The sequence below is a fragment of the Rhizobium sp. TH2 genome, from assembly GCF_024707525.1.
Lineage (GTDB): Bacteria > Pseudomonadota > Alphaproteobacteria > Rhizobiales > Rhizobiaceae > Rhizobium_E.
In genome coordinates this window covers 5,479,877-5,506,348 of record NZ_CP062231.1, presented here as the reverse complement: position 1 = coordinate 5,506,348, position 26,472 = coordinate 5,479,877, and the positions used below count along the sequence as shown (strand labels likewise).

Sequence of the window (26,472 nt, the reverse complement as noted above, 5' to 3'; positions counted from 1 at the left end):
CCTATTTCGATTTCTGTTCCATCTCGTCCATCGCCGCGGCGAGCCGCTTGTCCTCGCCGAAATAGCGCGCGCGATCCCAGAAATATGGCTTGCCGATGCCGGTCGACTTGTGCCGGCCGATGATCTTGCCGTTGGCGTCCTCACCCTCGATCTCGTAGCGCATCAGGTCCTGGGTGATGATCACTTCGCCTTCCATGCCGATCACTTCGGTGATGTGGGTGATACGGCGCGAACCATCGCGGAGACGCGCGGCCTGGACGATCACGTCGACCGAGCCGGAGACGATTTCGCGCACGGTCTTGGCGGGCAGCGTGAAGCCGCCCATGGCGATCATCGATTCGATACGGTTGAGGCATTCACGCGGGCTGTTGGAGTGGATCGTGCCCATCGAGCCGTCGTGACCGGTGTTCATCGCCTGCAGAAGGTCGAACACTTCGGGTCCGCGGACTTCGCCGACGATGATGCGTTCGGGGCGCATGCGCAGGCAGTTCTTGACCAGATCGCGCATGGTGATCTCGCCCTCGCCTTCGATATTCGGCGGGCGGGTTTCGAGACGCACGACATGCGGCTGCTGCAGCTGGAGTTCGGCCGAGTCTTCGCAGGTGATGACGCGTTCGTGGCTGTCGATATAGGCGGTCAGGCAATTGAGCAGCGTGGTCTTGCCCGAGCCGGTACCGCCGGAGATGACGACATTGCAGCGGACGCGGCCGATGATCTGCAGCAGCGTGGCGCCCTCGGGCGTGATGGCGCCGAACCGGACGAGCTGATCCAGCGTCAGCTTGTCCTTCTTGAACTTACGAATGGTGAGGGCCGCGCCATCGATGGCAAGCGGCGGGGCGATGACGTTGACGCGGGAGCCGTCGGGAAGGCGCGCGTCGCATATCGGCGAGCTTTCATCGACGCGGCGGCCGACCTGGCTGACGATGCGCTGGCAGATCGAGAGAAGCTGGCTATTGTCGCGGAAACGGATTTCCGAATCCTCGATCTTGCCGTTGACTTCGATGAAGGTCTGGTTGGCGCCATTGACCATGATGTCGGAGATGTCGTCGCGGGCGAGCAGCGGCTCGAGCGGACCGTAACCGAGAACGTCGTTGCAGATATCCTCGAGCAGTTCCTCCTGCTCGGAGATCGACATCGCATAGTTCTTGATGGTGATGATGTCGTTGACGATGTCGCGGATTTCCTCGCGCGCGCTCTCGGTGTCGAGCTTGGCGAGCTGGGAAAGGTCGATCGTGTCGATGAGGGCGGAGAAGACCTGGCTCTTGGTGTCGTAGTAGTCTTCCGAGCGCGCCTGCTTCTTGCGTGCCAGGGGCGGCACGGGCGCGTTGTTGCTGCGCATCGGTTGGGAGTCGCGCGTCGGCTCCTGCAGTACCGGCACGGGTGCGAGCGGCGGCGGCTGGATGGTCGCGACCGGCTGCTGCTGTTGCGGCGGCGGTGCGGTGATCGTACCGCCCGCGGGCCTTACCGGGCCTTCATTTCCACGTTTGCCAAACATCGATCCCTACCAATCCAAAAGCGAATGCAACTACTTCTTTTTCTTGCCCAGGCGGCCGAGAATGCCGCCGAGGCCGGCCTTCCTGGGCTTCTTCACCGAGGCGCGGCCAGTCACCACATGGGCGATCTGCGACATGATTTCGGCGACAGGCGATTTCGAATCGAGTTCCGCGATCATGCGGCCTGAATTCGCCGCCTGGCCGAACAGCTGGACATCGAAGGGGATGATCGCCATCGGCTCGAGATCGAGCGGCTGGCAGAAATCCTGCGGCAGGATTTCCGGCCGCTTCGGCATGCCGACCTGGTTGAGCACCAGATGCGCGCCCCTGTCGTTGGGCCGGAGTTTCCTGAGCTGGTCGAACAGGTTCTTGGCGTTGCGCAGGTTGGCAAGGTCGGGTGCGGCGACGATGACGATCTCGTCGACATCGGCCAGCAGCGAGCGGGTCCATTCGTTCCAGACATGCGGAACGTCGAGAATGCTGACCGGTGCCGTGCGCTGCAGGATTTCCAGGATCGGCTGGAAGGCGACGCGGTCGAAATCATAAGCGCGGTCGAGAAGCGAGGGTGCCGCCAGGAGCGACAGCCGCTCGGAGCACTTCGTCAGCAGGCGGTCGAGGAACACGTCGTCGAGGCGTTCCGGCGAGAACACCGCCTCGGCGATGCCCTGGGCCGGGTCCTGGTCGAAATCGATATTGGCCGTGCCATAGGGCAGGTCGAGGTCGGCGAGGATGGTTTCCGATGAGAACAGCGTCGAGACGCCCCAGGCGATGTTATGCGCAATGGTCGACGATCCGACGCCGCCCTTGGCGCCCATGAAGGCGATGGTGCGGCCGAGCGGCTCGGCTTCGGGATCGACGAAGATCGAGGAGATTGCGGCGATGATATCGGCGAGCGCCACTGGCGCCACCATATATTCGGAAATGCCGTTGCGGATCAGTTCGCGATAGAGCGGGATATCGTTGTAGCGGCCGATGAGGACGACCTTGGTCGAGGGATCGCAGACCTCGGCAAGCGGGGCCAGTTCCTCCATGATATCCGCCGGCACGGCGCCGGTTTCCAGAATGATGAGGTTGGGCGTCGGGGCCGAGGAGAACATATTGGCGGCCGCCTGTATGCTGCCCTGGGTCACCCGGAAGGAGACCTTGGCCATGCGCCGGTCCTGGGCGAGCTTTTCCATGACCGTGAACATGCCTTCGGTCTCGCAAAAGGCATGAACCGATATGCGGGGAAGGGGCCGGAGATGATCGAGATCACCGGGTCGGGTCTGGACCTCGGCCTCGGGTTCGTCCTGCCCCGTGTTGATGCCATATTCGACTGCGTTCATGGTCCTGGACTTCCGTTTTCAAATTCCTGACATCGGCGGCGCGGCAGCCCGCGCCCGCCTTACGGCGTGGCGTCGCCTTCGCGATAGACGCGGATGACTTCGGCGCGGCGCTGGGCATCGATTGGCGTGGTACCGCGCGGTCCGACGAGATCCGTCGGGTTGGCGATCTGTGCCGCGAGATTCTGCTGGGTCGCGCAGCCGAAATTCTCCCAATTGGTATTGTCCATGATCGTCGGGCCGAAGAGGTCCGTCGGCCACTGGCCGCATTCACCGGTGATGGCGGTGACGGCGACGAAGCTGAGCCTGATCGGCGCCGAGGCCTCGACATTCGACGGATCATAGGAGGTCACGACGATGCGGCTGGGCTTGACGCCGGCGTTGATCAACACCTTTCGCACCTGAGCCTTCAACACCTGGGCGGTGCCGGCATTGGCGGATTGCGTCGGGGCCGCGACCTGGACCGTTCCCGAAGACAGGGCCGCATAATCCTGAACGAAGCCGCGGATGAGGTCGCGGGTGCCCGAGGTCAGCCGATTTTCGCCGGTGCCGATCGGCACATCGAGATTGTGCTGGACTTCAGCCAGCGTGATCGGATGCCGCGTCCGGTAATCGTCGGGGATGCCGCTCGTGGTCTGGCGGTCGGGCCTTGCGGCACAGGAAGACATCGTTGCGGCGACAGCGACCAGGACTGCCACGGAAGCGAGTTTAAGAAGGCGGAATTTCTTGTTTTCGTTGATCATTGCGGGTCCCCTTCTCACTTGTAGATGAAGCCGATGGTGCCGTTATACGGCCCGGGCTGCCTGTTTTCCTTGCGGCCGTAGATCTTGTTGACCCGGTTGAGGAAGAAGCCGGTCACATCGTTTTCCGGATTGAAGTTGTCGTCCGGGCGGGCAAGCTTGGACCGTTCGACGGGCCTGACGAGATAGGGCGTGGCGATGATCACCAGTTCGGTCTCGTTGCGCTGGAAATCCCGTGAGCGGAAAAGGGTGCCCAAGATCGGTATGTTCATCAGCGCCGGTGTGCCCGAAGTCGCCTGGCGGATATCGTCGCGCACCAGACCGGCGATTACGATCGAGCCGCCGGAGGGCAGTTCGACGGTGGTCGAGGCTTCGCGCTTGCGGATGCCCATCAGGGTCGCGGCCGGAATATCAAAGCTCTTCTTCTTGCCGATGATCGGGAAGATCGTGCCGGCCGAGGTCGCCGAACCCTCGAATGTCGGTTCGGAGACGTTGGTTTCGATCTTCAGCGATATGCGGCCGGGCGCGAGCACGACGGGCTTGAAATTGAGCCGAATACCGTATTCGACCTGTTCATGTTCGCGGGTGACGCCGCCGTCTTCCACGTCCTGCTGGCCGACCATGCGGAACTCGCCGCCAACATAGAACCTGGCCTGCTCGCCGGAGATCGCCGTCAGTGTCGGTTCGGCCAGCGTGCGCATGACGCCGGCCTGTTCCATGGCATTGACGAAGGCCGAGATATCCAGTCCGCCGATGGTGCCGGTGGCCTGAGTCGTGTTCAGCCAGTTGGTCGCACCGCCGAGATTGGTCGGGTTCTGGAAGCTGATCGTGCCATTATCGCCGGACACCGCGCTGTTCACGCCGAGCTGCTTCATGACACTACGGCTGACTTCCGCGACGGTGACCTTGAGCATCACCTGGTCTTCGGCCTCGATGGTCAGCATGTTGACGATCTGGGATTGCTGGCGGTCTTCGTTGAAGAGCGCGACCGAGGCATCACCCGTAGCCGAAGTCGATGAGGCGGAGACATTGCGGGTGGTGGCTTCACCGCCCTTGACGAAGATTTCCGCGAGTTTCTCGGCCTGCGAGGCATCCTGCGGCGTACGCACCGAGCCGGTAAGCACGATGTTGTCGGAGATGATCTCGACCTTGATATCGGATTCCGGAATGAAGCGCTTGAGGTTTGCTTCGAGGCCCGAGATATCACGCTCGATCTCGAGATCGACCGAGATCAGCTCCTCGCCGTTGGGTCCGAAGATGAAGACATTGGTCTGGCCGACCTGCTTGCCGAAGACATAGAGCCGGCGGGACGAGCGCGTCACGGCATCGGCGATCTCCGGGTCGGCGACGAGAATGTCATGGGCGTCGGTCGGCAGGTCGATGACCACCGCCTTGTTGAGACCGAGCTTGATCTTCCTGTTCACGCCGGGGCCGACCTGCGAGATCTTGATCATCGCCTGGGCGGCGGCCTCCGCGGCAGGCAGTGTGCCGAGACCGGCAAACATGTTGGTCTCGAAACCCGGAATGCCTGCGAATGTGAGCGACACGCAGAGCACGAACTTGAGCGGGGCGAGGATTGTGGATCTTGATGTCATCTCTTTCGGCCCCGTTTACTGCGACTGTTCGCTGGACGTCTTGGCGTCGTTCATCTTCTGGATGACACCGGACTTGATGATCTGGATGGTATTGCGATTGCCTTCGCCAGACAGCAGGTGCTTGGCGACAAGCGCGTCGGGCTCCTGCGCATCGGCCACCGAGCGTAGCGCCAGCGTCAGCCGGTCGGCCATCTGCGTGGCGACGGCGAGAACCTTTGCCTGTTCGGGGGTCAGTTCGAGCGTCGCCGTGGCGCCGACGAAGGTCTTGGTGTCGTCCTTTTCCTGCACTTCCTGGTCGATGGCCAGAACGCGGATATTGGAGAGGATCGTCTCGGTATCGTAACCGTCCTGCTCATCCTTCTTGACCATGATCACATCGACGCGGTCATTGGGGAGGATAAAGCCGCCGGCCGAGGTGGAGACGGAAATGTCGGCTGCAACCGCGCGCTTGCCCGAGGGCAGGAGCGAGGACATGATCGCGCCGCCGGCATCGGCGATCTTTTCCGGCCGGATCGGTTCGCCTTCGAAGATCGGCATGCGGATTATCGCATCCTTGAGCTCGGTAAGCGCCTCGGGACGGGCCTGGTCGGTGATGAAGCCTTCGACGATGCTGCCTTCCGGAAAGCCGGTCCAGCGCATCGATTCCTCGGTCAGCCGCGAGCCGACCGGCAGATTGGCCGCCGCGACCAGAACATTGATCGACGGCTCCTTCTTGATGACCGTTTCCGCCTGACGCTCTACGACGCGCTCGCGGCCCGTCAGCTTCAAGGCCAGGAACGCGGCAGCGCCGGCGGCGAGCAGCGCGACGGTAAGAATGATGAGTCGGGCGGGCTTCATTGGCGATCCCTGCGGATTGAACTGATTTCAACGCGCAGAATGATCAGCAATTGGTGTAATTATGGTTAACTTTATGCTTACAGCTATAGTTAATTGAAGATAAACATGATCACGACTGCGCTATGCCGAGTGCCGACAATACCAGTGGCGAAGACGGATAGGCGATAAAGGCCGCGGCACCAATGGCAATGCCATAGGGCACTTTCTTCGCATGCATCATCGTCCGCGGAACGGGGATGCCATAGGTCATGATCATATCGTGCTGGGAGCGCATGCTGATGATGGCGAGGCTCAGCAGGCCGCCGAACACCGAGACATAGATGATATAGACGAGAAGGCTCTGGTCGAAGCCGAACCACAGCGCGCTGGCAGCCAGAATCTTCGCGTCGCCGCCGCCCATGATGCCGAAGGCGAAGAGAGCGAAGCAGGCCGCAAAGACAATGCCGCCGCCTGCGAGATGCATCAGCATGTCCTGAAGCGAGAGCCCGGCAAAAGGCGCTACCGCGAGAAACGATGCGATCAGGATCACCGAGAGACGGTTGGGGATGGTCATGGTCAGAAGGTCGCTGCAGGCCGCCATAGCCATGCACAGGGGAAAAATCACCAGAATTGCAGCGGTAACCATTGCGACGAGCCTATCTTTTATTTCCAGGAATTGGTCATCGTGTTCGACAGATACAGGAACTGATTGCTCATCGAGTTGCTGAACGCTCCGAAGCCGGAGAGCAGCGCGACTGCCATGATCGCCGATATCAGCCCGTATTCGATGGCCGTGGCGCCGTTGTCGTCGGTGAAAAACTTCTCAAACATCGTCTTCATCAACTCGGGCTCCTGTCGCCTCGCGAAAATCCATAGGAATGTCGCACGCAAATCTTTAAACTACATTAACACATTGATAGATAAGTATTTTTTAAAATATTAGCGAGGTTGATAACGCCTTTGAAATAGCAAAGCCCGCTCCTCGCGGAGCGGGCTTTTCGCCTCGAAAGGCACAAGCTATTACTTGACGTTCAGCTTGGTCGACAGGTTCGTGAACTGGTTGTTCAGCGCGCCGCCGAGGGTCGTTGCACCAGTGATCAGGGCAACGGAGATCAGAGCAGCAATGAGGCCGTATTCGATGGCGGTAGCGCCGGACTCATCTTTCATAAAGCGTGCGAAAATCGCGGACATGGTCGTCTCCTTGGTAACTATTACATCAGCACTTCCGCCAACTTTTTGGCCGTTGGATCGGATGAACACAATCTACATACGGGTCGTTGCTTGCGGCTTAAGAAATTCGGTTAACAGCTAGTAAATGCTTCTCAAAGATAGACTTGATGAACAAGCTCATAATCAGATCGGTAAAATATTCTGCGTTTTACTTCAATATGCTGATTTTACTGTCATTTTTCTGAAGTTACGTCTCCAGACCATGCCTGACGGGCACGGCGAATTTTCGTGTGCAATGCCTCTAAACGGCTCAGCAAACACACCGCGCGGCAAAAATAACCGTAAAAATTTCACCGGGTCTCTTCGACAACTTCAACACTTCTTACCGGCAAATGCCGCAATTGCTGGACATTTTAAGCCTTCATTCATCATTCTCCTCCACATTTCGTTCAGCAAGACCATCCTGGAAGCAAAGACATGCGCGTTGGGCCAACCCTCCGGACATCCCTCCATATAATATACGCGAGCGTTTTCGCGGTGGCAGCCTCGCTCGCCGTGCCCGCAAATGGCCTGGCTGAGGATGAACAAGGCATGATGCGGGTGTTCCTCAACCACGCCAAGGTTTTGAAGCTCGACCAGCCGGTTTCCAAGGTCATCGTCGGCAATTCCGAGGTGGCGGATGCAACGGTAGCGGATTCCCGCACCATCGTGCTGACCGGAAAAGCTTTCGGCACGACCAACCTCGTGCTGCTGGACGCGGAAGGCAATGCGCTGCTCGACGAGCGAATCCTGGTCTCGATCGACGAGGGCAATACGGTACGCCTGTTCAAGCAGACGACGCGCACGGTCCTTTCCTGCACGCCATCGTGCGAAGAGCACCAGGCCCTGACAGGCGGCGGCGACAAGTAAAGACCTCCAGGCCCCGGCTAGAGCATATTTCGTCTATTTGGAGCCATTCTGTTGGCTCAAGCGGAGTCGTCTGATGGACCGGCCGGCGCGCGTCGTAGCCAAAGCATACGGCCAAGCCGGCCGATCCATCAGACGGCCCGCTTCAGCCAACCCGAAGGGCCGGGCATCTTTCCGCCATGACCTGCGGCGGCGGCCTCGGCCGTACCTATGGGTACGACGCTCGCCCGACGCCTTGGTCCTGACGAAAATCTGTCCGGCAGAATGGCTCCAAATAGACGAAACATGCTCTAAATCCTTACCATCCTATTGCGAATATTCGTAAAAAGCCCGGCGCGCCAAAAACCCGTGCTTAAAGCTTTGCCGCTATTGTGACTTTTCACATTGTGGCGGACGGACATCCATATGGATTCTAAGGACATGCGTAAGAGGCCGCGGCGACTGCGATCGCTGTTTCGTCTCGTCCGCGACCGTGAGGGCGCGGCCGCGCTCGAATTCGCCCTGCTCGCCGTGCCCTTTCTGCTGCTGATCTTCGCAATCTTCGAGACCTTCGTTGCCTTTGCCGGCGAGCAGCTGATGGCCAACGCCGTCGAGACCATGGCGCGCAAGCTGCGCACCGGCGAGATCACGTTCGGCCAGGGCAAGCCCACCGACGTGACGGAAGCGGAATTCCGCCAGATGTTCTGCGAAGAGGTCAAACTGCTGGGCATGTGCTCGGCGAGCGAGGCGACGACGCCGGCGAAGCTCTATCTCGACGTCCGGCAGTTCGCGAGCTTCGCCGACATGCCGCGCGAGGTACCGAAGGTCTCCACCGACACTTATGCCGACCTCGACACGACCGAGTTCGCATTCTCTCCCGGCGGCCCGGAAACCAAGAACATGCTGCGCGCCTATTATCGCTGGCAGATCATGACCGACTTGATGCGGCCCTACATCACCAATATCCGCCCCGCCAACAAGCCCGTTCCGACGGACTTCCTGATCGTGCAGACCGCCGCTTTCGAGAACGAGGACTATGATGAGTGAACAGGTCGCGAAGTCGGATGTGAAGATCGGCGGCCGATCGGGCGTGTTCCTGCGCCTCAACCGCGCGTTTGGCCTGCTCCGGGACGTGGCTCGCGACCGATCGGGCGCGAGCGCCATGGAATTTGCCTTCCTGGCACCGATCCTGCTTGCCATCTATATCAGCTCGTTCGAGATCACGACGGGCTATTCCGTTGCCCAGAAGACGCTCAAGGCCGCCGGCACGATCGCCGATATCGTGACGCGGCAGGAGACGGTGAACAAGGCATTCCTGTCTGAAATGGTCGACACCGCCGAGGCCACCATCGCGCCGAGCCCGGCTCCCGGCCTGAAGCTGAAGATCACCGGGGTGACGATCGACGGCAGCGGCAATGCCAAGGTACTCTGGTCGTGGGACGAAAGCGGCGGCAACCCCTATACAAAGGGCTCGGTCGTGGCTGTCCCCGACGACATGAAGAAGGCCAATTCCTTCCTGGTGCGATCCGAACTATCGGTGGAGCATACGATGCTGCTGTTCTTCGGCTCGCCGGCGGGCAGCGAAGCCTCGACACGGACGATCAACATCAACCGCGAATTCTATTATCGTGAACGCCTGGGCAATGACGTGCCCTGCAGCGACTGCGGCTAAGACTGATCGCCATTCAGCTGATGCCGGTCTGCAAATGTAGATTTTCTGCGCTTCCGGTGCTCACGTACCTTAAGTACGCTCCGCTCCGGTTCTCGAAAACCCACCATTTTCGCCTCGGCCTGAGCTGAATCTCAATCGGGCCTGGGGATCCGGCAACCCGTTGCAAAATGCCGGGCAGCGCGTTACGCCAGCGGAAACGGCGCGCGACCCGATACGCGCGCCCTGATGACCTGAACGAGGCAATCGCATGGCGCGGGCTTTTCTCTTTGTGCTGGATTCCTTCGGTATCGGCAATGCGCCCGATGCCGAGGCCTATGGCGATCTCGGCGCCAACACGCTGGGCCATATCGCGGAATTCTGCGCGGCCGGCGCCGGCGATCGGGCGGGCCTGCGCGAAGGCCCGCTCCAGCTGCCCAATATGAGCGCGATCGGCCTGTTGCATGCGCATGAAGCCGCCTCGCGCTTCTGGCCGGCGGGAATGGAGCGTCCCGACAAGGTGATCGGTGCTTATGCGGCGGCGAGCGAAACCTCGCGCGGCAAGGACACGCCTTCCGGCCATTGGGAAATCGCCGGCACGCCCGTGATGTTCGAATGGGGCTATTTCCCAACCGAGGGCGATGCGTTCAACCCCGAACTCGTGGAGCAGATCTGTTCCGCCTGCGATCTGCCCGGCATACTCGGCAACAAACATGCCTCCGGCACCGAGGTGATCGCCGAGCTCGGCCAGGAGCACATGCGGACGGGCAAGCCGATCTGCTATACATCCTCCGATTCCGTATTCCAGATCGCAGCACATGAGCGGACATTCGGCCTCGAGCGGCTGATCTCGATGTGCGAGACGGTGCGCGGCATCCTCGATCCGCTGAATATCGGGCGTGTCATCGCCCGGCCCTTCACGGGCGAGAGCCGCGAGACATTCGTGCGCACCGGCAACCGGCGGGATTTTTCCGTGCCGCCGCCGGAACCCACCCTTCTCGACCGGCTGGTGGAGGCCGGAAGGCAGGTGCATGCGGTCGGCAAGATCGGCGACATCTTTGCGCATAAGGGCATTTCGACACTCACCAAGGCCAATGGCAATGACGCGCTGTTCGATGCGACGCTTGTCACGATGGACGAGGCGGGCGACGGCGATCTGGTGTTCACCAATTTCGTCGATTTCGACCAGCTTTTCGGACACCGGCGCGATGTGCCGGGCTATGCCGCGGCGCTCGAAGCCTTCGACCGGCGCCTGCCCGAGGTAGCCCGCAAGATGCGACCGCATGACCTGGTGATCCTGACCGCCGACCACGGCTGCGACCCGACATGGCGCGGGACCGACCATACCCGCGAAAAGGTGCCGGTGCTGGCTTTCGGCCCGACGATACGGCCCGGCGCGCAAGGCGTGCTCAAGAGTTTCGCCGATATCGGCGAGACCGTGGCGCGGCATCTCGGCATCGCGCCCGGGCAGCACGGGCGGAGCTTCCTGTAAGACAGCAATTTTCAGGGCTTGGAACAGATGACGTTTTTTACAGACCTCGGCTTTTTTCTATCTGAAAACAGACGCGTACTGCTGGGCCTGTCGCTGCTATATCTTTACTGCGTAGTGTTCATACCCCTGCTGACTTATCGAATAGTTCTTGCCTCCTTTACCGGATGCATCTCGTGGCGGCCGCTGGCGAAAAATGTCTTTGCCCTCAAAGACCAAAAGCTGAAATTCTGGTATTTCTATTTCTTCTCCATTGGAGTGGTCTGTCTCTCAATGTTGGCATTCTACGTCATAACCAGAGATATTTTTGAGCATTGGCCCAATAAGGTTCCAATCAAGACTTGAGGTCGATGACGGCCACAAGCCTGCTCCGCTATCTTATCAAGCGGACGATATGGGAATGCCAGTGTGGCGGCCAGCGGCCATGCCTGATGCATTCAATCGCTTCGACTGGGGATGATTAGCGCGATCCACGTGGCAATACTTGCGATCAGCGGCCGGGCATGAAAAGACATGGGATCAATAGTCAATTTCTCGGAAGGCTACTCCCATGGACGGCGTCACAGTCATCGATCATCCGCTTGTGCAGCACAAACTGACGATCATGCGCAAGAAGGAGACCTCCACGGCCGGCTTCCGGCGGCTGCTGCGCGAGATTTCGACGCTGCTCTGTTACGAAGTGACGCGCGACCTCGAAATGACCATGGAAGAGATCGAGACGCCGCTGCAGGTGATGCAGTCGCCGGTGCTCGAGGGCAAGAAGCTGGTCTTCGCCTCCATCCTGCGTGCCGGCAACGGCTTGCTCGAAGGCATGCTCGACCTCGTGCCCTCGGCGCGCGTCTCCCATATCGGCGTCTACCGCGACCACGAGACGCTGAAGCCGGTGGAATATTATTTCAAGGCGCCCGAGGATATCGACGAGCGGCTGGTGATCGTCGTCGATCCGATGCTGGCGACCGGCAATTCCTCGATCGCGGCGATCGACAAGCTCAAGGAGCGGAACGCCAAGAACATACGCTTCCTGTGCCTGCTCGCGGCGCCCGAGGGGATCAAGAACTTTCGCAGCGTACATCCTGACGTGCCGATCTATACCGCCTCGATCGACAGCCATCTCAATGAGAAGGGCTATATTGTGCCAGGATTGGGCGATGCGGGCGACCGGATGTACGGAACCAAATGATTCCGTTAACCCTCCGATCAGGCGATTGCCTTCCAAGCTCCTGAAAATCACTGGTTTTACCATTTGATGAGGAATTGGGCCTAGCGTTTCAGCAATGTTTTGAGGCTGGAACGGTCGTGATGATAGGACGTGCAATTCTGATTTGGTCAGCGACGATCGTCGTCGCCGTCAATGTCCCTGCCATGGTCGGCTTTGTCGGGACAAAGCAAGGCGCGACGGAAGATGTCGAGGCCCATGCGAGCCTGGTCGATGCTTCGGCTCCCGCCGAAGACGGCCGCAGCTACACGCTGAGAGCCGCCGACAACGGCCATTTCGGCGGCAAGTTCCGCATCAACGGCAAGCCGGTCGAGTCAATGATCGATACCGGCGCGACCTTCGTGACGCTTTCCGAAATGACGGCACGCAGCCTCGGTTATGGTGGCAATGACTTGAAGTTCAAGTACGAAGTTGCCACCGCCAATGGCAAGGTCAAGGCAGCGCGCATCATGCTGAAATCCGTCGAGATCGGCACCGTGCAGGTGCGCAATGTCGATGCGATGGTGATCCGCGGCAAAGCGCTGAGTTTCCCGCTGATCGGCATGAGCTTCCTGAAAAAACTCTCCTCCTACAAGGCGGAGAATGACGAGCTGAAGCTCGTCAACTGATCCGATCAAGGATGACGGACGACACCGCAGGCGCCTTCTCACCAATCGTCACCGCAGACAGATAATGCCACGTGCCACGTTCAGCCGACGCCTCGTCGGTCGCGTGAACGAAGGCGATCGGATCTCCCCGCTCTACCCTTGTACCTTTCGGAAGGATGGCCGAAAAGCCGGTGCGATGATCGATCGTATCGTCCGGATGTGTCCGTCCGCCGCCGAGTGCGATCACGGCAAGGCCGGTCTCCCGTGTGGCATAGGCCGAGATAACGCCGCTTTCGGGCGCGGGCACCGGCCTGACGATCGGCGCCACCGGCAGATGGGTTTTCCAGTTCTCCGCGAAATCCGATGGTCCGCCCAGCGCATGCACCATGCGGCCGAAACGCTCGAGCGCGGCACCGCTGTCCAACGCATGTGCGGCCTTGGCATGAGCTTCGGCCAGCGAGGGCGCGAGGCCGGCATTGACCAGCATATCGGCGGCGAACGCCATCACCACTTCGTGGAGCCGCGTGCCCGCCTTGCGGCCTTCGAGGAACACCATGGCATGTGCCACCTCCACCGCATTGCCGGCACAATCGGCAAGCGGCTGGTTCATGTCGGTGATCAGCGCGGTCGTCTTCACGCCGGCACCATTGGCCACGTCGACGATCGAGCGGGCCAGCACCTCCGCCTCCTCCATGGTCTGCATGAAGGCGCCGTTGCCGACCTTGATATCCATGGTCAGCGACTGGAGGCCCGCCGCGAGCTTCTTGGACAGGATCGAGGCCGTGATCAGGGGCACGGAATCGACGGTAGCCGTCACGTCCCTGATCGCGTAAAGCCGTTTGTCGGCGGGCGCGATCTCGCCGGTCTGGCCGATGATGGCGCAGCCGATATCGCCGACGATATCCCGGAAGCGCTCGGCGCTCGGGAAAATGTCGTAGCCGGGAATGGACTCGAGCTTGTCGAGCGTACCGCCCGTATGGCCGAGGCCCCGCCCCGATATCATCGGCACGGCGGCGCCACAGGCGGCCACGATGGGCGCCAGCATGAGCGAGACATTGTCGCCCACGCCGCCGGTGGAGTGCTTGTCGGCGACCGGCCGGTCGAGATCCGGCCAGGCCATGACGTCGCCTGAATCGCGCATGGCGAGCGTCAGCGCCACAGTCTCGTCGCGGTTCATGCCGTTGAACCAGATGGCCATGGCAAAGGCCGCGATCTGTCCCTCGGACAGTCGCCCGTCGGAAAGCGCCTGGATGAATTCCCTGATCTCAGGGGCACCCAGCACGCCGCCGTTGCGCTTGGCCAGGATGATTTCCTGCGGGATCATCGTTCAGCCTCTATCGATCGTATCAGTCTGGAAGCTGAAGGGCAGAAGCTCATTCATGGTCATTGTCTTCACCATGCCTGCGCCGTCGTAGAGATGGATCAATGTCGATGGATCGGCAAATTCGGCGATCTTCTGCCGGCAGCCGCCGCAGGGCGGACAGTAGGCCATCTTCTCGGCTATAACGCCGATCTCGACGATCTTCCTTGCACCGCCCATGACCATCGCGCCGATCGCCGTGCATTCGGCGCACCAGCCTTGCGGGAAGGCGAGGTTCTCGATATTGGCGCCCTTATAGACCTTGCCGTCCTCGGCCAGGATCGCGGCTCCCACCGGGAATTTCGAATAGGGCGCATGGCAACGGGTCATCGCGTCTCGCGCAGCCTCGAACAGGATATCCGTGACGGCCATCTCAACGCTCCTTGACGTAAGGCGTGCCCGAAGCCTTGGGCGGGATAGCCTTGCCGATGAAGCCGGCCAGCAGGACGACAGTCAGGATATAGGGCAGAGCCGTCCAGAGCTGGACCGGTATTTCGCCGACCAGTGGAATGGCCTTGCCTTGCAGGTTGATCGAGAGTGCATCGAGAAAGCCGAACAGCAGGCAGGTGAACAGGATATTCTTCGGCTTCCAGTTGGCGAACACAAGCGCCGCGAGCGCGATATAGCCCTTACCCGCCGACATGCCCTTGGTGAAGCCGCTGCTGACCGCCATCGACAGAAACGCTCCGGCGAGACCAACAAACACGCCGCCCAGAAGCACCGCCTGATACCGCAGCCTGACCACTGAAATGCCGGCGGTATCGACGGCGCCGGGGTTTTCTCCCACCGCACGCAGGCGCAATCCAAATCGCGTGCGATAGAGAACCCACCATGTGATCGGGATCAATGCGTAGGCAAAATAGGTCAGCCAGTAGTGACCCGACAGGATGCGGGAATAGATCTCCCCCAGCACGGGAATGCCAGCGAGCGAATCCGCGAAGGGCAGGCCCCAAGCATCGCTGAATTTAGCATCCGCCGCTAGCGACGGCGTCCGGCCAGCCATGTTGAACCAGGCCTGCCCGATGATGACGGTTCCGCCTATGGCGATGAAGTTCAGCGCCGTGCCGGAAACGATCTGGTCGCCGCGCTGGGAAATGGACGCATAGCCGTGGACCGCGGAAAACGCCACGGCACAAAGGACGGCCGCCAGCAAGCCCAATGGGGCCGAGCCGGTATAGGCAGCGGCGGACGCACCGGCGAAGGCCGCGGCGAGCAGCTTGCCCTCGAGGCCGATATCGACCACGCCGGAACGCTCGGCATAGAGGCCGGCGAGCGCCGTGAGAATAAGCGGCACCGAATTGCGGATGGTGCCTTGCAGGACGGAGACGTAGATATCGATATTGCCCATTGCTCAGGCCCCCGTCGTCACGGTTGATGCCGCGGAACCGCTTCGCATTCGCGCGAAGGCTGCCACGATCGAGGGCCGGAACAGGTGCTCGAGCGCGCCGGCAAACAGGATGACCAAGCCTTGGATGACGACGATCATGTCACGCGAGATGTTGGGCATGTCGAAGGCGATCTCGGCGCCGCCCTGGTAGAGCATGCCGAACAGCACGGAGGCGAGCACAATGCCGATGGGATGCGAACGACCCATCAGTGCCACGGCGATACCGACGAAGCCGGCACCGGAGACGAATTCCTGCTGGATGCGGTGCTGGTCGCCCATGATCGAATTGATCGCCAGGAGCCCGGCAAGGCCACCCGAGATCAGCATGGTGACGATGATTATACGCTTCTCATAAATACCGGCATAGCGTGCCGCGCCCGGGGAAAAGCCGAGCGTGCGGATCTCGTAGCCCAGCCGCGACCGCCAGATCAGCACCCAGACCAGGAAAGCGGCCAGCAATGCGAGAAGGAAGGTGAGGTTGAAGGGCGAATTGCCATTGTCCAGCCCGAATATCGCCAGCAGCCAATCGAGCTTCGGCAGTTCTCCGCCCGGTCCGAAGGTGCGCGACTGCGGCGCCATGGAACCGAGCGGCTTGAAGACCTTGTTCAGCATCCACAGCATCAGGCTGTAGGAGATGTAGTTGAACATGATGGTGGTGATGACGATGTGGCTGCCGCGATAGGCTTGCAGCCATGCCGGTATAAGCGCCCAGAGAGCGCCCATGACCATGCTGCCGATGATGGCAAGCACGAAGATCAGATACCAGGGCAAAGTGGCGTCGAATGTCAGCGCCGCCACGGCAACGCCGATGCCGCCGACATAGGCCTGGCCTTCGACGCCGATATTGAACAGGCCGGCGTGGAAGGCCACTGCCACTGCCAGCCCGGCGAAGATGAAATTGGTGGCATAATAGAGCGTATAGCCGATGCCCTCGCCGGAACCGAAAGCGCCCGAAACCATGAGATAGGCAGCCTTGAGCGGATTTTCGCCGGCAAACACCACGACCAGACCGGAGATCAGAAAGGCAACGACGAGGTTGACCACCGGGATCAGGCCATATTCCGCCCAGTTCGGTAGTTTCGCAAAGGGCGCACTCATTCGGCTGCCTCCAGTTTCTGTTCGACGCCGGCCATGAGCAGGCCTATCTCGCCCTCGGGCGTTTCGGGCGAGCGCTCGCCGACCACGCGGCCGGCGAACATCACGAGAATACGATCGGCCAATGAGCGGATTTCGTCGAGCTCGACCGAGACCAGCAGGATGGCCTTGCCGGCATCGCGCATTTCGATGATGCGGCGGTGGATGAATTCGATGGCGCCGACATCGACGCCGCGTGTCGGCTGGCCGATGATCAGCACGATCGGGTCGCGTTCCATTTCACGCGCCAGCACGATCTTCTGCTGGTTGCCGCCGGAGAAATTGGCGGTCTTCAGCCGGGAATTGGGCGGCCTGATATCGTATTGCTCGATCTTGGCCTGCGCGTCGGCGCGGATGGCGTCGACGTTGAGCAGGCCGGCGCGGCCGTATTTCGGATCGTCGTGGTAGCCGAGGATGGAATTCTCGCTCTCCTCGAATTTCAGCACCAGGCCCATATGGTGGCGGTCCTCGGGCACGTGGGCGAGACCGCGCTTGCGCAGCCCGGCCGGATCGCGATGGCCGGTGGCGTCGGTATCCTTGCCATCGAGCTCGACGCTGCCCGATACGGCGCGGCGCATGCCCGAAATCGCCTCGAGCAGTTCCGATTGGCCGTTGCCGGCTACACCCGCGATGCCGACGATCTCGCCGGCCCGGACATCGAACGAGACGTTATCGACCATGGTGACGCCGCGCGAATCCTTGACGCTGAGACCCCGCACCGCGAGCTTGACGCCCTCGGGCTTGGCCTCGCCCTTCTCGACCCTAAGCAGCACGCGCCGGCCGACCATCAGCTCGGCCAGCTCTTCGACCGAAGTCTTCGCCGTCTCGCGGGTGGCGACGATCTCGCCGCGCCGCATGACGGAGACTTCGTCGGTGATCGCCATGATCTCGCGCAGCTTGTGGGTGATCAGAATAACGGTCTTGCCCTGGTCCTTGAGCTGACCGAGAATGCGGAACAGATGGTCGGCCTCGGCCGGCGTCAGCACGCCGGTGGGCTCGTCGAGGATCAGGATTTCGGCGCCGCGGAACAGTGCTTTGAGGATTTCCACCCGCTGTTGGATGCCGACAGGCAGTTCCTCGATCAGCGCGTCGGGGTTGACCTCCATCTCGTATTCGTCTTCGAGGCGCTTGAGCTCCTTGCGCGCCTTGGCGATGCCCTTGTTGAGGATCGGGCTATCCTCGGCGCCGAGCATGACATTTTCGAGCACCGTGAAGTTCTCGACCAGCATGAAATGCTGATGAACCATGCCGATGCCCGATGCGATCGCCGCACTCGGATCCTTGATGTTGGCCGGCCGGCCACCGATATGAATCTCGCCCTTGTCGGCCTGATAGAAGCCGTAAAGGATCGACATGAGCGTCGATTTTCCGGCGCCATTTTCGCCGATAATGCCGTGGATGGTCCCCTTGCGGACCTTGAGGTCGATATTCTTGTTGGCGTGGACAGGCCCAAAGCTCTTGTCGATGCCCTTGAGTTCGATGGCGAGTTCGCTCATGACGGTCCATATCGCTGACGGCCAGCCTCCCAAGGCGGCGCATACGAGTCACATTTTAAGGTTCCGGGCCTGATGTCCAGCGCCTTTGACGAAAATATCGGGGATTGAAGCCATGGAAGATACGACCGGCGCCCTGCCAGCCCGCCTTACCGAACTCGAAGAACTCGCCGCCCACCAGGCGCGAACGATCGACGAACTGTCGGCCGAGATCGCCAGCCAGTGGAACGCCATCGACAAGATGCAGAAGACGCTCGAACAGCTGAAGGAGCGATTTAGCGCGATCGAGGAATCAAGCCTCGAAGCCCCCGCGATCACGCGGCCTCCCCACTATTGACGCTGCCCGGTAATCCCCAGGTCTTGCCCGCGTCCCATTCCCCTGGATATGACAAGCCCGCCCCTTCATGCGAGGGGCGGGCTTTCATTTGCTAGTCTCAGTAGGGGCACTTCTCGTCCGACATATAGTCGTGGACCTGAACGGTGCCGGCAATAATATCAGCCTTGGCCTTGTCGACCGCAGCAAGCATTTCCGGGCTCACGAGGGCCTTGTTGTTGTCGTCGAGTGCGACGCCGACGCCATCTTCCTTGAGGCCGAGATTCTGGATGTCGGCGACGAACTTGTCGTTCTTGGCATCCATGAAGGACGAATAGACCGCGACATCGACGCGCTTGAGCATCGAGGTCAGGACCTTGCCCGGCTGCAGGCCGTTCTGGTTGGAGTCGACGCCGATGCCGAGCTTGTTGGCTTCGGCGGCCGCCTGAAGCACGCCGACGCCGGTGCCGCCAGCGGCGTGATAGACGACATCAGCGCCCTGGGCGATCTGCGACTTGGTGATTTCGCCACCCTTAACCGGATCGTTCCATGCGGTGTAATCCGTGCCGGTATAGGCCTGGAGCACTTCGCCGTCCTTGGCGACGGACTTGAAACCGCCGACGAAGCCGCAGGCGAACTTGTGGATCAGCGGGATATCCATGCCGCCGACGAAGCCGGCCTTCTTGGACTTGGCAGCCATCGCGGCCATGACGCCGGCGAGATAGGAGCCTTCCTGTTCCTTGAAGACGATCGACTTGATGTTCGGCTTGCCGACGACCACCATGTCGATGATCGAGAACTTGGTGTCGGGATACTCGGCCGCGACCTTTTCGAGCGCCGCGGCCCATGAGAAGCCTGCGACCACGATCGGGTTGTTGCCGTCGCCGGCGAACTTGCGGAGCGCCTGTTCGCGCTGCGCGTCGTTGGCGATTTCGAACTCGCGATATTCGATGCCGGTTTCGGCCTTGAACTTCTCGGCGCCGTTGAAGGCCGCTTCGTTGAACGACTTGTCGAACTTGCCGCCAAGGTCATAGATGAGTGCTGGCTTGACGTCGGCTGCCAAAGCCGAAGCGGCCATGGATGCAGTGGCCATGAGTGTCAGAAGAATTTTTTTCATTTGTGAGCCCTGTTTTTGCTAACACATTTTCTTTGGTTCAGCTCGGGCACGCTCCCCTCTTGAGCGTAAGCGCGCCACGCACCTTCCGACCGGCCTCAAACCTCCCGAGACCCGGCTGCGCGGCATCCTTGCATGGTGGAAGAAAAAATTCACCAAAAATTTTTCAAATGGTAAAAAAAACCGGCAGATGCCGATTTCTCCTGTTCTTTCAGTTATTTGACAGGTTCATGCAGCGAAACGGCCGGCCGCCGGTTCGCGCCTGAAAGCGACCGCCCAGAGCATGAAGGAAAGGAAGAGGAAGACCGCAAAGGCAGGCTGCAGCAGCGTCCATTCGGCAAAGGTGTTCCACATCCAGGCCGGCAGGTGCGCCAGCGACCAGGTTTCGGCGGCGGCCAGGATTTCCGGATTGACGCTGAAGATCGCCGCGCCGAAGGGCGTGACGACCACCGTCTCGCTCGCCACCGACTGGATGGAATCGATGATCCCGGTCATCACCGCGGCCACGAGAAAGGCCAGACTGAGGAACCTCAACAAGAAACGCATGACACTTCCCACACCGTCGGATCCACGCGGAACCCGCGCTTGGACAATCCACTCACAGATCAGATAATCCCGGGATTTTGCGGTTTCAATGTTTCATCTATGCGACGACGGACGAATTGTCTCAAAAATGTCAAAACAGGGTTGATATGGCAACGGACCTCGGTATATATCCGCGCCCGGTAGCCGGAACGGGCGGGGCTGAGTTTTTATCTCGTCTTTCGCTGATCTGATCGGCTTTCCGTTACGGACAGGTGGCCGAGTGGTTGAAGGCGCACGCCTGGAAAGTGTGTGTACGTGAAAGCGTACCGCGGGTTCGAATCCCGCTCTGTCCGCCATTACCCCAAAAAAATTACATTTTTTCATGTACTTAGAGCCAAGGATCATTTTAACCCACCAACCTTCCCCTCAAAATATGCGCTACTAATCGCTACTTCGCGATATAACGCTCCGCCATCGGGCAAGACGTTACTGCTCACCGCCGTCCGGATTACAGCTCACGTCCATAAGAGCAATTATCGGCTTAGGCGCGACGGAAGCGTAGAGGCATTTGCGTCGCAGATTTCATCGAACGCGTTGACAGGCTTGGTTCGGCTCGTCATATACCAACCTAGATTTCAGGTCGGCCCTACGGTCTGAATGCTTGGTCGAAATTCCTTTCATTCGTGTCACGGCGTTTCACTTACGCTGTTTTGTCCGCGCCTGGAGACTCCGCGAACTATCGCTCAGTATCGCCGTTCGCTGCATCAGCCAGCATGACATTGTCGCCAAGGCGACCAGAGCTGTGGCAACATCCGCGATTGACGCGCCGACTGCCTTGCCCTCATCGACGATAGCGATGACGGGGTATTCGATAGCTTCCTAGCATTCGAGGTGGCGATCGGGAAACGGTACTGCTTAACGCGGCCCGTTCATGTGCAAAGCGTATCCCTTCTTCTGCACAGAATCGTATATGGATAGCTCAGTTGTTAAAAAGGGCTCTTCATGTACGAAAAACCCAAAACTGTCTCTGCGGACGATTTATCCGCATCTTATGCAGTTCCAACCGCAGTCGTGGACAGGTTTCTTGTCTCAACTGAGGGAGGCGTGCCAGGCAAATTCAGAATCGCGTTTGGCGAGACTATGGGGCCGTCGGGACATGTCGCTTACCGCGTGGCAATCCAGATGACGCCACTCCAAGCCTACGATCTGAAGAATGTTCTGCAGTCCCTGTTGGAGCCCTTCCAAGAGGAGATCGATGCCATCATGGGGGCCGGCGATGGCGACCAAACCCAAGGCTAACGCCGCCTCGGGTGGCGGTTCCCGCGTATCCAAAGACCGCCTTTTTAGCGAACAAGTGATACCGACTGACAGCGGGCGCGCACTCCAAAACGTTCCTAGACGGACACCGCACGTCACATTTGATGAAAACCCGATCGAGCACTGGATCAGCGATATGGAATTAAACCAGCTGTCAGAACTCCGAAAAGACCACGTGGTAGAAATATTTTGGGGGACGCTGGGGATATTTCTTGGGTCGATCGTGCCGGCGATGGAAAAGCTACCAAAGCTCGGAAATGCTCAGAACCCGATTGGATCTCAGGACTTGGCTGTGTTGCTGATATGCTGCGTATCGCTTTTGCTTACTATTATAATGGGATTTTTCTGGTTCCAAAGAACGAACGACGCGAATGACCTGGGGGCAAAAATTCGTAGCCGTAAAAAATTTGAAGTGACGAACCCTAATCAACAGATGAGCTGACTTCTTGAACAATTACTGGTGTCTTCGGTGCTAAGGGAAGATCGCTCTTTTTGGGTGCGTTGGTCAATGTGTGCTGCCGTGATGCAATCTCGGTTGCCGCAAGCGACAAGCCTTTTGTCCGTATTGGGCTACGCTATCGTTTTCAGCGAGAAGTATGCCTTTGTATCTAAGGGTCTCGCTGCCACGACAGGTACGGTTGTGGCCGCGCCATTCAAAACTATGTTTATGGGCGGCCTCTTTATCTTGTTTGCGATGAGCATCTATTGGCTCTTTTGCCCTTATCCCATTAAACGGTTTCGCGATCGTCGCGACTACGTGGACTATGTTGTCCGAGGGCTCGATCCATCTGAGCCAGACCATGCTGCGCGAGCGATAGAGAGTATTCCTTCCGATTCTGTGGTTCAACGAGCAAATCTCCGCGTTCAACAGACCGACCTTGACATTGCGAAGTCCGAGGGAATAGCCACCTCTGTCCTGGCATCTGACTATTATACATTGCTTGATCGTCAGGGGATGCGAATGCCGATGGTTTGCTTCAGCATGTTTATGTTAGGCGCTTTGCTGTTTTTAATGCCAGCGGTGATCAGCGTCGTCACGGCCCTCCCACGCGCTTTGGAAATCTTTGACGACCGTGGTTTACCAATGTGAGTCTCTTCGACTGATTGACGGGCAGTGAGAGGAACGCGGTCTGCCTACGCGCGCTTGGCCATAGCGAAGTCGTCGCAGTCGCCGTAGCGCGCACCAACGGTCCACATATCTCTACGACAAGATCTGGACAGAGCCGCATCAGTGCGTTGACCCTGCCATCGATGCGGATAATGTCGGCGTGCGCCCCGGGTGACCCAGGTGATAACAGATCGCCCGCGTCGCGGACATTCACCAGTATATCGAAGGCAGTATAGTTGTTGGGCGACTGGTTCCCTGCCTCGCTGCGACCAAGCATGGTCTTCCGACAGTAAAGAATTAGATATGATCCGCACTTATGCGCCCGAAATCTTAAGATAATCAGTAAAATGTAGTAATTTCAATGAGCGCGGGACAGTAACTTCCGTTACCCGCTCCACCATTCAGCCAATTTGATGATTCGCCGCCCATGTCCGGTCCTCTTGATTGAGGGGTGACTTCGCTTGGTGTCACGGAGACCAAGTAGGCGAGTGTAGCAGTATTAGCGACGACGAAAATTGCAATGACGAACTTGATCATAACGCTCTGTGCTCTTCGCACCTGTGTCTAGCATGCTAACCTTCAACGGGATTACCCAGTCCCAGCCTAATAACCCGACACCTACTCGCGGGCCTTCCGTTCGACGTAGAAATTGCCATTTGTATCTTTGTCCAATTGCCCTGCAACCAGGCAATTTCTGCGCAAAGAAAGTGTAGGGTCTTCCCCGGGCGCGGGCGAGAGTTGCGATATTCCGTGTACCGCTTGATCATAGCTTCCCTCGTATGCCCACACCCATTTTTCGAGGTAATCGTCGCCAATGTTATGCGCCCCCGTGATCTTGCCTCGGCCGAGAAAATAAACCGCTTTGGCGGGCTCGACCAACTTTCGGCCACTTGCGGTCAACTCAAGTTCACCTTTGCACTGCGATACGACAGCCGCATACCAACCGGCTCGGCCCAGATAAGCATACCAAGTGCCATCCGCGTCATTCTGCTTAAGCCATTCCGCCGTCTTCACGGCTAGGTCAAATTGCGTATCTTCGGCACGAACGGAGATCGTCAGGACAATCGCCAACGCCATGCTAATTGGTATCACACGCCCCATGTCATCTCCCCAATTTACGTAGCTTCCGGCTTTCGACTTCAAGCAAGCTTATTCCCTCCTGAACAGCTTTGGTTGTTGAATGGGGAACACAGTGCAGAAAATCTCCCGGTCCTCCCTGGTGGTCGGGAAAGCTTCCGCGAGCTTCACTAGTTGCGTTTCTTTGACCGATTCAATTTCCGTCGCCTCATCTTCTGGCAGGTCACCAAACTTCGACGCATATTCCATTTCGATCGCTTCGGCCGACTTGGTCAATTTGCACTCGTTGGCGCCAAATTCGATGAGGGCCAAAGCGCGGCCAATGTCGGTCCGCAAGGCACTAACGCCAGTCTTGCCGACATAAGGTGCAACGCTCGGCATCGACATTAGTCGTTTGCAGAATGCGGGCATACCTTCCGTTTTTGAGAGCGAGTGCAGGGTTTGCATGGCGCCAAGACTAATGCCAGTAAAATCTGGTTCCTGTGCAGACGTCTTTTGGGCATACCACACGCGGATGGCTTCCCCCGCTTCCGAAAGCTGCATGCCGTCGCAGTTGAACTGCAGAAAACTCACCCGCCCGCCGATGAGAATGCGGTCAACGCCGGACAGGTCGGGGCTGCTCACAAGCTCTTCAACCGATAGAGGATGACGTACGTTATCCTCACCTGCATAGGCGAGTGATGCCACGAGCGTAGCCATGACGATTGTTACGATACGCATGTAGACCTCTCCGCGCCAGCCACCAAGATTGCTCTAGTACGCTCGGATTGTCTAGCAGGTCAGATAGCTACGGGCGGGGGTAGGTAAGGCCCGAGGCGTACTGCCTCCTCGGGCAAGTTACTATTTCTTTTTTCTTCCTGCCCGAAGCGGCTTGGGTGCCTCCTCTGATGGCAATGGCACGCGAAACAAATCAGCTATCGACACGCCTAACGTACCCGCCAGCACTTCCAGCGTATTCAAGGTAACATTCTCGCGTCCGCGCTCTACGCGTCCCACATAAGCAGGATCGATACCGGATTCGAGAGCAAGCCGTTCCTGGCTCAACCCGCTCGCCACCCTATGCTTTCGTAGATTCCAGCCGAGTATATGTTTAGGGTCCATATCCGCCAAAAGACGGAACTTAGCCTTGACAATCCAAAGACTGACAGTCTTGGATTTAGTGGCGCGTTAATAGCTGTTGAGGGACGACTGAGGTCGGCGCTGCCACAATGAGGGGGACGATCAATGCTTCGGAGGATATTCAAATTTTTGGGTTACACGGCATTGGTGGTTATAACATTGCCAGTGGTCTTATTAGCCCTTCGCCTTGCGATTGGGTCACAACGCTCCGAGGAAATGAAGCCACCTACAAATTTGGAAATCACAGCGGCCGCCGAAGACAAAGAATATCAGCTTTATAGCGCAGCACTTCGGAGGATGGTCACTGCTTTGAAGAATCCTGACAGTTTTGTTTTGGTGAACGCTTTGAAAGTTAAAGACGGAAATCTTTGCATCACTTATCGAGGGACGAATTCGTTCAATGCAATTGTTACTGAGGCAGCGGTAATCGGCAAAGATATGGCAGTTCGGACCGACGCCAAAAGCTGGAAGAAACGATGCGCAGGCAAATCGGGTGAACGGTACACTCACATTGGCTACAATCTTTAGAGCCGCTCCACGCTATCGCGACTCATGATATGCGCGCAGTCGGTCAATCCATGGCCTGTTAGAGCGATACCGAAAGGCCACTCAAGCGTCTTGAAATACATAGCCATTTCAATAGTTTTCGGTCGTCACGCCGGGTGACACCTCGCAGCTCCCCTGCACATGCCCTTCCGAATGGTCGCGATCTGCCGATGGTTTTTTCGCGCCTCTTCGTGTGGACGTTAAGACAACTTCAAGGCTCTTGGCCTGCAACCTCATCAAGACAGATATTTAGGTAGCATCATGGAAGATGATGCCCAAGGTGTGCCTTTGGCCCGAACGTAAACGGCTGACACCATGGCGAAGATTGACGCGGTAAACACCCTTGGTGCCTTGGACCGGCCGATTGTGAACAGCGAAGGCTACGGCGTCACCCTGCCGCAAGGGAACTACCTCTACGCGGCTCTGCATGCGAGGCCGTTGTTCTGTTAAGCAGAACTCGCCACCGGTAAAATCGCGCCCCGGCTCTGATAACAAAACGGCGACCTGGATGGGGAAGGCAACCTCGCCGTATAGGTCCTGGTGCAGGCAGTTGAAATCCCCTTCCCCGTACTGCAGCAGCAACGGTGTGGGTCGTTGCTGACCTAGCGCATGGCAACGGTCCAGGAATTCCGAATGCAATGTTGGAAATCGCTCATCAACATTCAAACGGATGTTCCAGTCATTGGCGACGTGAGCCAGGCGCGGATAGAGGCTCGTGCGGAGTCTACCGATGAGTTGGGGCAGCGGGTACTGGAAATAGCGGTATTCCCCTCGGCCAAAACCATACTTGGCCATGACAATATGAGAGCGAAACAGGTCCGGCTCCTTATAGAGCTGCGCAAGTTGCGCGCATTCTTCGTCGGTTAAGAGGCTTTCTAAAACTGTGCATCCATAAGAATCCAGCTCGCTTTTAAGGCGGGTCCAGTCGTACTTTGAGACCGTAGCTTCTATGGTGTCGTCAGGATTATGCGGCATCGGGTGACCTCTAATTGCGGTCACACCATTTTAGCGCGATCAC

At 58.8% G+C, this 26,472-nt stretch carries 31 protein-coding genes and 1 tRNA gene; 13 read left to right on the top strand and 19 right to left on the bottom strand.

Annotation, left to right across the window (positions count from 1 at the left end):
- Position 1 precedes the first annotated feature (1 nt).
- From IHQ71_RS26955 to IHQ71_RS26920, 8 genes are all read right to left on the bottom strand, one after another.
- Positions 2-1,495, bottom strand: coding sequence for a CpaF family protein (locus tag IHQ71_RS26955; protein WP_258159471.1), 1,494 nt, complete (start codon positions 1,493-1,495; stop codon positions 2-4).
- 30 nt (positions 1,496-1,525) lie between these two features.
- Positions 1,526-2,818 (bottom strand): CpaE family protein, encoded by a 1,293-nt coding sequence (locus IHQ71_RS26950; protein WP_258159470.1) that lies wholly within the window; start codon positions 2,816-2,818, stop codon positions 1,526-1,528.
- A 59-nt stretch (positions 2,819-2,877) separates the two neighbouring features.
- Complete coding sequence (locus IHQ71_RS26945) at positions 2,878-3,558, bottom strand: CpaD family pilus assembly protein (protein WP_258159469.1); 681 nt, start codon at positions 3,556-3,558, stop codon at positions 2,878-2,880.
- A 14-nt stretch (positions 3,559-3,572) separates the two neighbouring features.
- Positions 3,573-5,150 carry a type II and III secretion system protein family protein gene (locus IHQ71_RS26940; RefSeq protein ID WP_374989924.1) on the bottom strand — a complete coding sequence of 526 codons (1,578 nt, stop codon included), beginning with the start codon at positions 5,148-5,150 and terminating at the stop codon, positions 3,573-3,575.
- Between the two features lie 15 nt (positions 5,151-5,165).
- Entirely contained in the window at positions 5,166-5,987 is an 822-nt protein-coding gene (cpaB, locus tag IHQ71_RS26935; RefSeq protein ID WP_258159468.1) for a Flp pilus assembly protein CpaB, read from the bottom strand.
- Positions 5,988-6,096: 109 nt separating this feature from the next.
- Positions 6,097-6,612 carry a prepilin peptidase gene (locus tag IHQ71_RS26930; RefSeq protein ID WP_258159467.1) on the bottom strand — a complete coding sequence of 172 codons (516 nt, stop codon included), beginning with the start codon at positions 6,610-6,612 and terminating at the stop codon, positions 6,097-6,099.
- A gap of 17 nt (positions 6,613-6,629) precedes the next feature.
- A complete protein-coding gene (locus tag IHQ71_RS26925) occupies positions 6,630-6,806 on the bottom strand; it encodes a Flp family type IVb pilin (protein ID WP_258159466.1) in 177 nt (58 codons plus the stop codon).
- A gap of 180 nt (positions 6,807-6,986) precedes the next feature.
- Positions 6,987-7,157 carry a Flp family type IVb pilin gene (locus tag IHQ71_RS26920; protein WP_258159465.1) on the bottom strand — a complete coding sequence of 57 codons (171 nt, stop codon included), beginning with the start codon at positions 7,155-7,157 and terminating at the stop codon, positions 6,987-6,989.
- A gap of 124 nt (positions 7,158-7,281) precedes the next feature.
- Between IHQ71_RS26920 and IHQ71_RS26915 the strand changes: the two genes are divergently transcribed.
- The 7 genes from IHQ71_RS26915 (at position 7,282) to IHQ71_RS26885 (ending at position 12,982) form a co-directional block, all read left to right on the top strand.
- Positions 7,282-7,653 (top strand): hypothetical protein, encoded by a 372-nt coding sequence (locus IHQ71_RS26915; protein ID WP_258163014.1) that lies wholly within the window; start codon positions 7,282-7,284, stop codon positions 7,651-7,653.
- On the top strand, positions 7,614-8,045 hold the full coding sequence (locus IHQ71_RS26910; RefSeq protein ID WP_258159464.1) for a pilus assembly protein N-terminal domain-containing protein: 432 nt from the start codon (positions 7,614-7,616) through the stop codon (positions 8,043-8,045). Before IHQ71_RS26915 ends, IHQ71_RS26910 begins: the two co-directional genes overlap by 40 nt.
- Positions 8,046-8,462: 417 nt before the next feature.
- On the top strand, positions 8,463-9,068 hold the full coding sequence (locus tag IHQ71_RS26905) for a TadE/TadG family type IV pilus assembly protein (RefSeq protein WP_258159463.1): 606 nt from the start codon (positions 8,463-8,465) through the stop codon (positions 9,066-9,068).
- On the top strand, positions 9,061-9,693 hold the full coding sequence (locus IHQ71_RS26900; protein WP_258159462.1) for a TadE/TadG family type IV pilus assembly protein: 633 nt from the start codon (positions 9,061-9,063) through the stop codon (positions 9,691-9,693). Before IHQ71_RS26905 ends, IHQ71_RS26900 begins: the two co-directional genes overlap by 8 nt.
- A 247-nt stretch (positions 9,694-9,940) precedes the next feature.
- The gene (locus IHQ71_RS26895; RefSeq protein ID WP_258159461.1) at positions 9,941-11,161 is read left to right on the top strand and encodes a phosphopentomutase; all 1,221 of its coding nucleotides are present in this window, start codon (positions 9,941-9,943) and stop codon (positions 11,159-11,161) included.
- Between the two features lie 547 nt (positions 11,162-11,708).
- Positions 11,709-12,338, top strand: a complete 630-nt coding sequence (gene upp, locus IHQ71_RS26890; RefSeq protein WP_258159460.1) for a uracil phosphoribosyltransferase — start codon at positions 11,709-11,711, stop codon at positions 12,336-12,338.
- 119 nt (positions 12,339-12,457) lie between these two features.
- Complete coding sequence (locus tag IHQ71_RS26885; RefSeq protein WP_258159459.1) at positions 12,458-12,982, top strand: TIGR02281 family clan AA aspartic protease; 525 nt, start codon at positions 12,458-12,460, stop codon at positions 12,980-12,982.
- On the opposite strand, the gene deoA is transcribed toward IHQ71_RS26885, so the two are convergent.
- The 5 genes from deoA to IHQ71_RS26860 are packed head-to-tail and all read right to left on the bottom strand — an operon-like array spanning position 12,975 to position 18,338.
- Complete coding sequence (deoA, locus tag IHQ71_RS26880; protein ID WP_258159458.1) at positions 12,975-14,285, bottom strand: thymidine phosphorylase; 1,311 nt, start codon at positions 14,283-14,285, stop codon at positions 12,975-12,977. The two genes, IHQ71_RS26885 and deoA, sit on opposite strands and share 8 nt — an antisense overlap.
- Before the next feature lie 3 nt (positions 14,286-14,288).
- On the bottom strand, positions 14,289-14,693 hold the full coding sequence (locus IHQ71_RS26875) for a cytidine deaminase (protein ID WP_258159457.1): 405 nt from the start codon (positions 14,691-14,693) through the stop codon (positions 14,289-14,291).
- Between the two features lies 1 nt (position 14,694).
- Positions 14,695-15,669 (bottom strand): ABC transporter permease, encoded by a 975-nt coding sequence (locus IHQ71_RS26870; protein ID WP_258159456.1) that lies wholly within the window; start codon positions 15,667-15,669, stop codon positions 14,695-14,697.
- Positions 15,670-15,672: 3 nt separating this feature from the next.
- Positions 15,673-16,806 carry an ABC transporter permease gene (locus tag IHQ71_RS26865; RefSeq protein ID WP_258159455.1) on the bottom strand — a complete coding sequence of 378 codons (1,134 nt, stop codon included), beginning with the start codon at positions 16,804-16,806 and terminating at the stop codon, positions 15,673-15,675.
- Positions 16,803-18,338 carry an ABC transporter ATP-binding protein gene (locus IHQ71_RS26860; protein ID WP_258159454.1) on the bottom strand — a complete coding sequence of 512 codons (1,536 nt, stop codon included), beginning with the start codon at positions 18,336-18,338 and terminating at the stop codon, positions 16,803-16,805. Before IHQ71_RS26860 ends, IHQ71_RS26865 begins: the two co-directional genes overlap by 4 nt.
- 112 nt (positions 18,339-18,450) lie before the next feature.
- Between IHQ71_RS26860 and IHQ71_RS26855 the strand changes: the two genes are divergently transcribed.
- Entirely contained in the window at positions 18,451-18,672 is a 222-nt protein-coding gene (locus IHQ71_RS26855) for a SlyX family protein (protein ID WP_258159453.1), read from the top strand.
- Between the two features lie 97 nt (positions 18,673-18,769).
- Here the strand turns inward: IHQ71_RS26855 and IHQ71_RS26850 are convergent, their stop codons facing one another.
- Positions 18,770-19,765, bottom strand: a complete 996-nt coding sequence (locus IHQ71_RS26850; protein WP_258159452.1) for a BMP family protein — start codon at positions 19,763-19,765, stop codon at positions 18,770-18,772.
- Positions 19,766-19,990: 225 nt separating this feature from the next.
- Positions 19,991-20,308 (bottom strand): hypothetical protein, encoded by a 318-nt coding sequence (locus IHQ71_RS26845; RefSeq protein ID WP_258159451.1) that lies wholly within the window; start codon positions 20,306-20,308, stop codon positions 19,991-19,993.
- 245 nt (positions 20,309-20,553) lie between these two features.
- Between IHQ71_RS26845 and IHQ71_RS26840 the strand changes: the two genes are divergently transcribed.
- From IHQ71_RS26840 to IHQ71_RS26825, 4 genes are all read left to right on the top strand, one after another.
- Positions 20,554-20,643, top strand: a tRNA-Ser gene (locus IHQ71_RS26840).
- 646 nt (positions 20,644-21,289) lie between these two features.
- Complete coding sequence (locus IHQ71_RS26835; RefSeq protein WP_258159450.1) at positions 21,290-21,586, top strand: hypothetical protein; 297 nt, start codon at positions 21,290-21,292, stop codon at positions 21,584-21,586.
- Positions 21,564-22,046: a hypothetical protein gene (locus tag IHQ71_RS26830; RefSeq protein ID WP_258159449.1), complete on the top strand. Its 483-nt coding sequence runs from the start codon at positions 21,564-21,566 to the stop codon at positions 22,044-22,046. The genes IHQ71_RS26835 and IHQ71_RS26830 overlap by 23 nt, the downstream gene beginning before the upstream one ends.
- Before the next feature lie 66 nt (positions 22,047-22,112).
- Positions 22,113-22,694 carry a hypothetical protein gene (locus tag IHQ71_RS26825; RefSeq protein WP_258159448.1) on the top strand — a complete coding sequence of 194 codons (582 nt, stop codon included), beginning with the start codon at positions 22,113-22,115 and terminating at the stop codon, positions 22,692-22,694.
- 636 nt (positions 22,695-23,330) lie between these two features.
- Here the strand turns inward: IHQ71_RS26825 and IHQ71_RS26820 are convergent.
- The 3 genes from IHQ71_RS26820 to IHQ71_RS26810 form a co-directional block, all read right to left on the bottom strand.
- Complete coding sequence (locus IHQ71_RS26820) at positions 23,331-23,813, bottom strand: hypothetical protein (protein WP_258159447.1); 483 nt, start codon at positions 23,811-23,813, stop codon at positions 23,331-23,333.
- A 48-nt stretch (positions 23,814-23,861) separates the two neighbouring features.
- Entirely contained in the window at positions 23,862-24,509 is a 648-nt protein-coding gene (locus IHQ71_RS26815; RefSeq protein ID WP_258159446.1) for a hypothetical protein, read from the bottom strand.
- Positions 24,510-24,629: 120 nt separating this feature from the next.
- On the bottom strand, positions 24,630-24,833 hold the full coding sequence (locus tag IHQ71_RS26810) for a helix-turn-helix domain-containing protein (RefSeq protein ID WP_374989923.1): 204 nt from the start codon (positions 24,831-24,833) through the stop codon (positions 24,630-24,632).
- Between the two features lie 204 nt (positions 24,834-25,037).
- Between IHQ71_RS26810 and IHQ71_RS26805 the strand changes: the two genes are divergently transcribed.
- Entirely contained in the window at positions 25,038-25,436 is a 399-nt protein-coding gene (locus tag IHQ71_RS26805) for a hypothetical protein (RefSeq protein ID WP_258159445.1), read from the top strand.
- 267 nt (positions 25,437-25,703) lie between these two features.
- On the opposite strand, the gene IHQ71_RS26800 is transcribed toward IHQ71_RS26805, so the two are convergent.
- Positions 25,704-26,429, bottom strand: coding sequence for a 2OG-Fe(II) oxygenase (locus tag IHQ71_RS26800; RefSeq protein WP_258159444.1), 726 nt, complete (start codon positions 26,427-26,429; stop codon positions 25,704-25,706).
- Between the last annotated feature and the right edge of the window lie 43 nt (positions 26,430-26,472).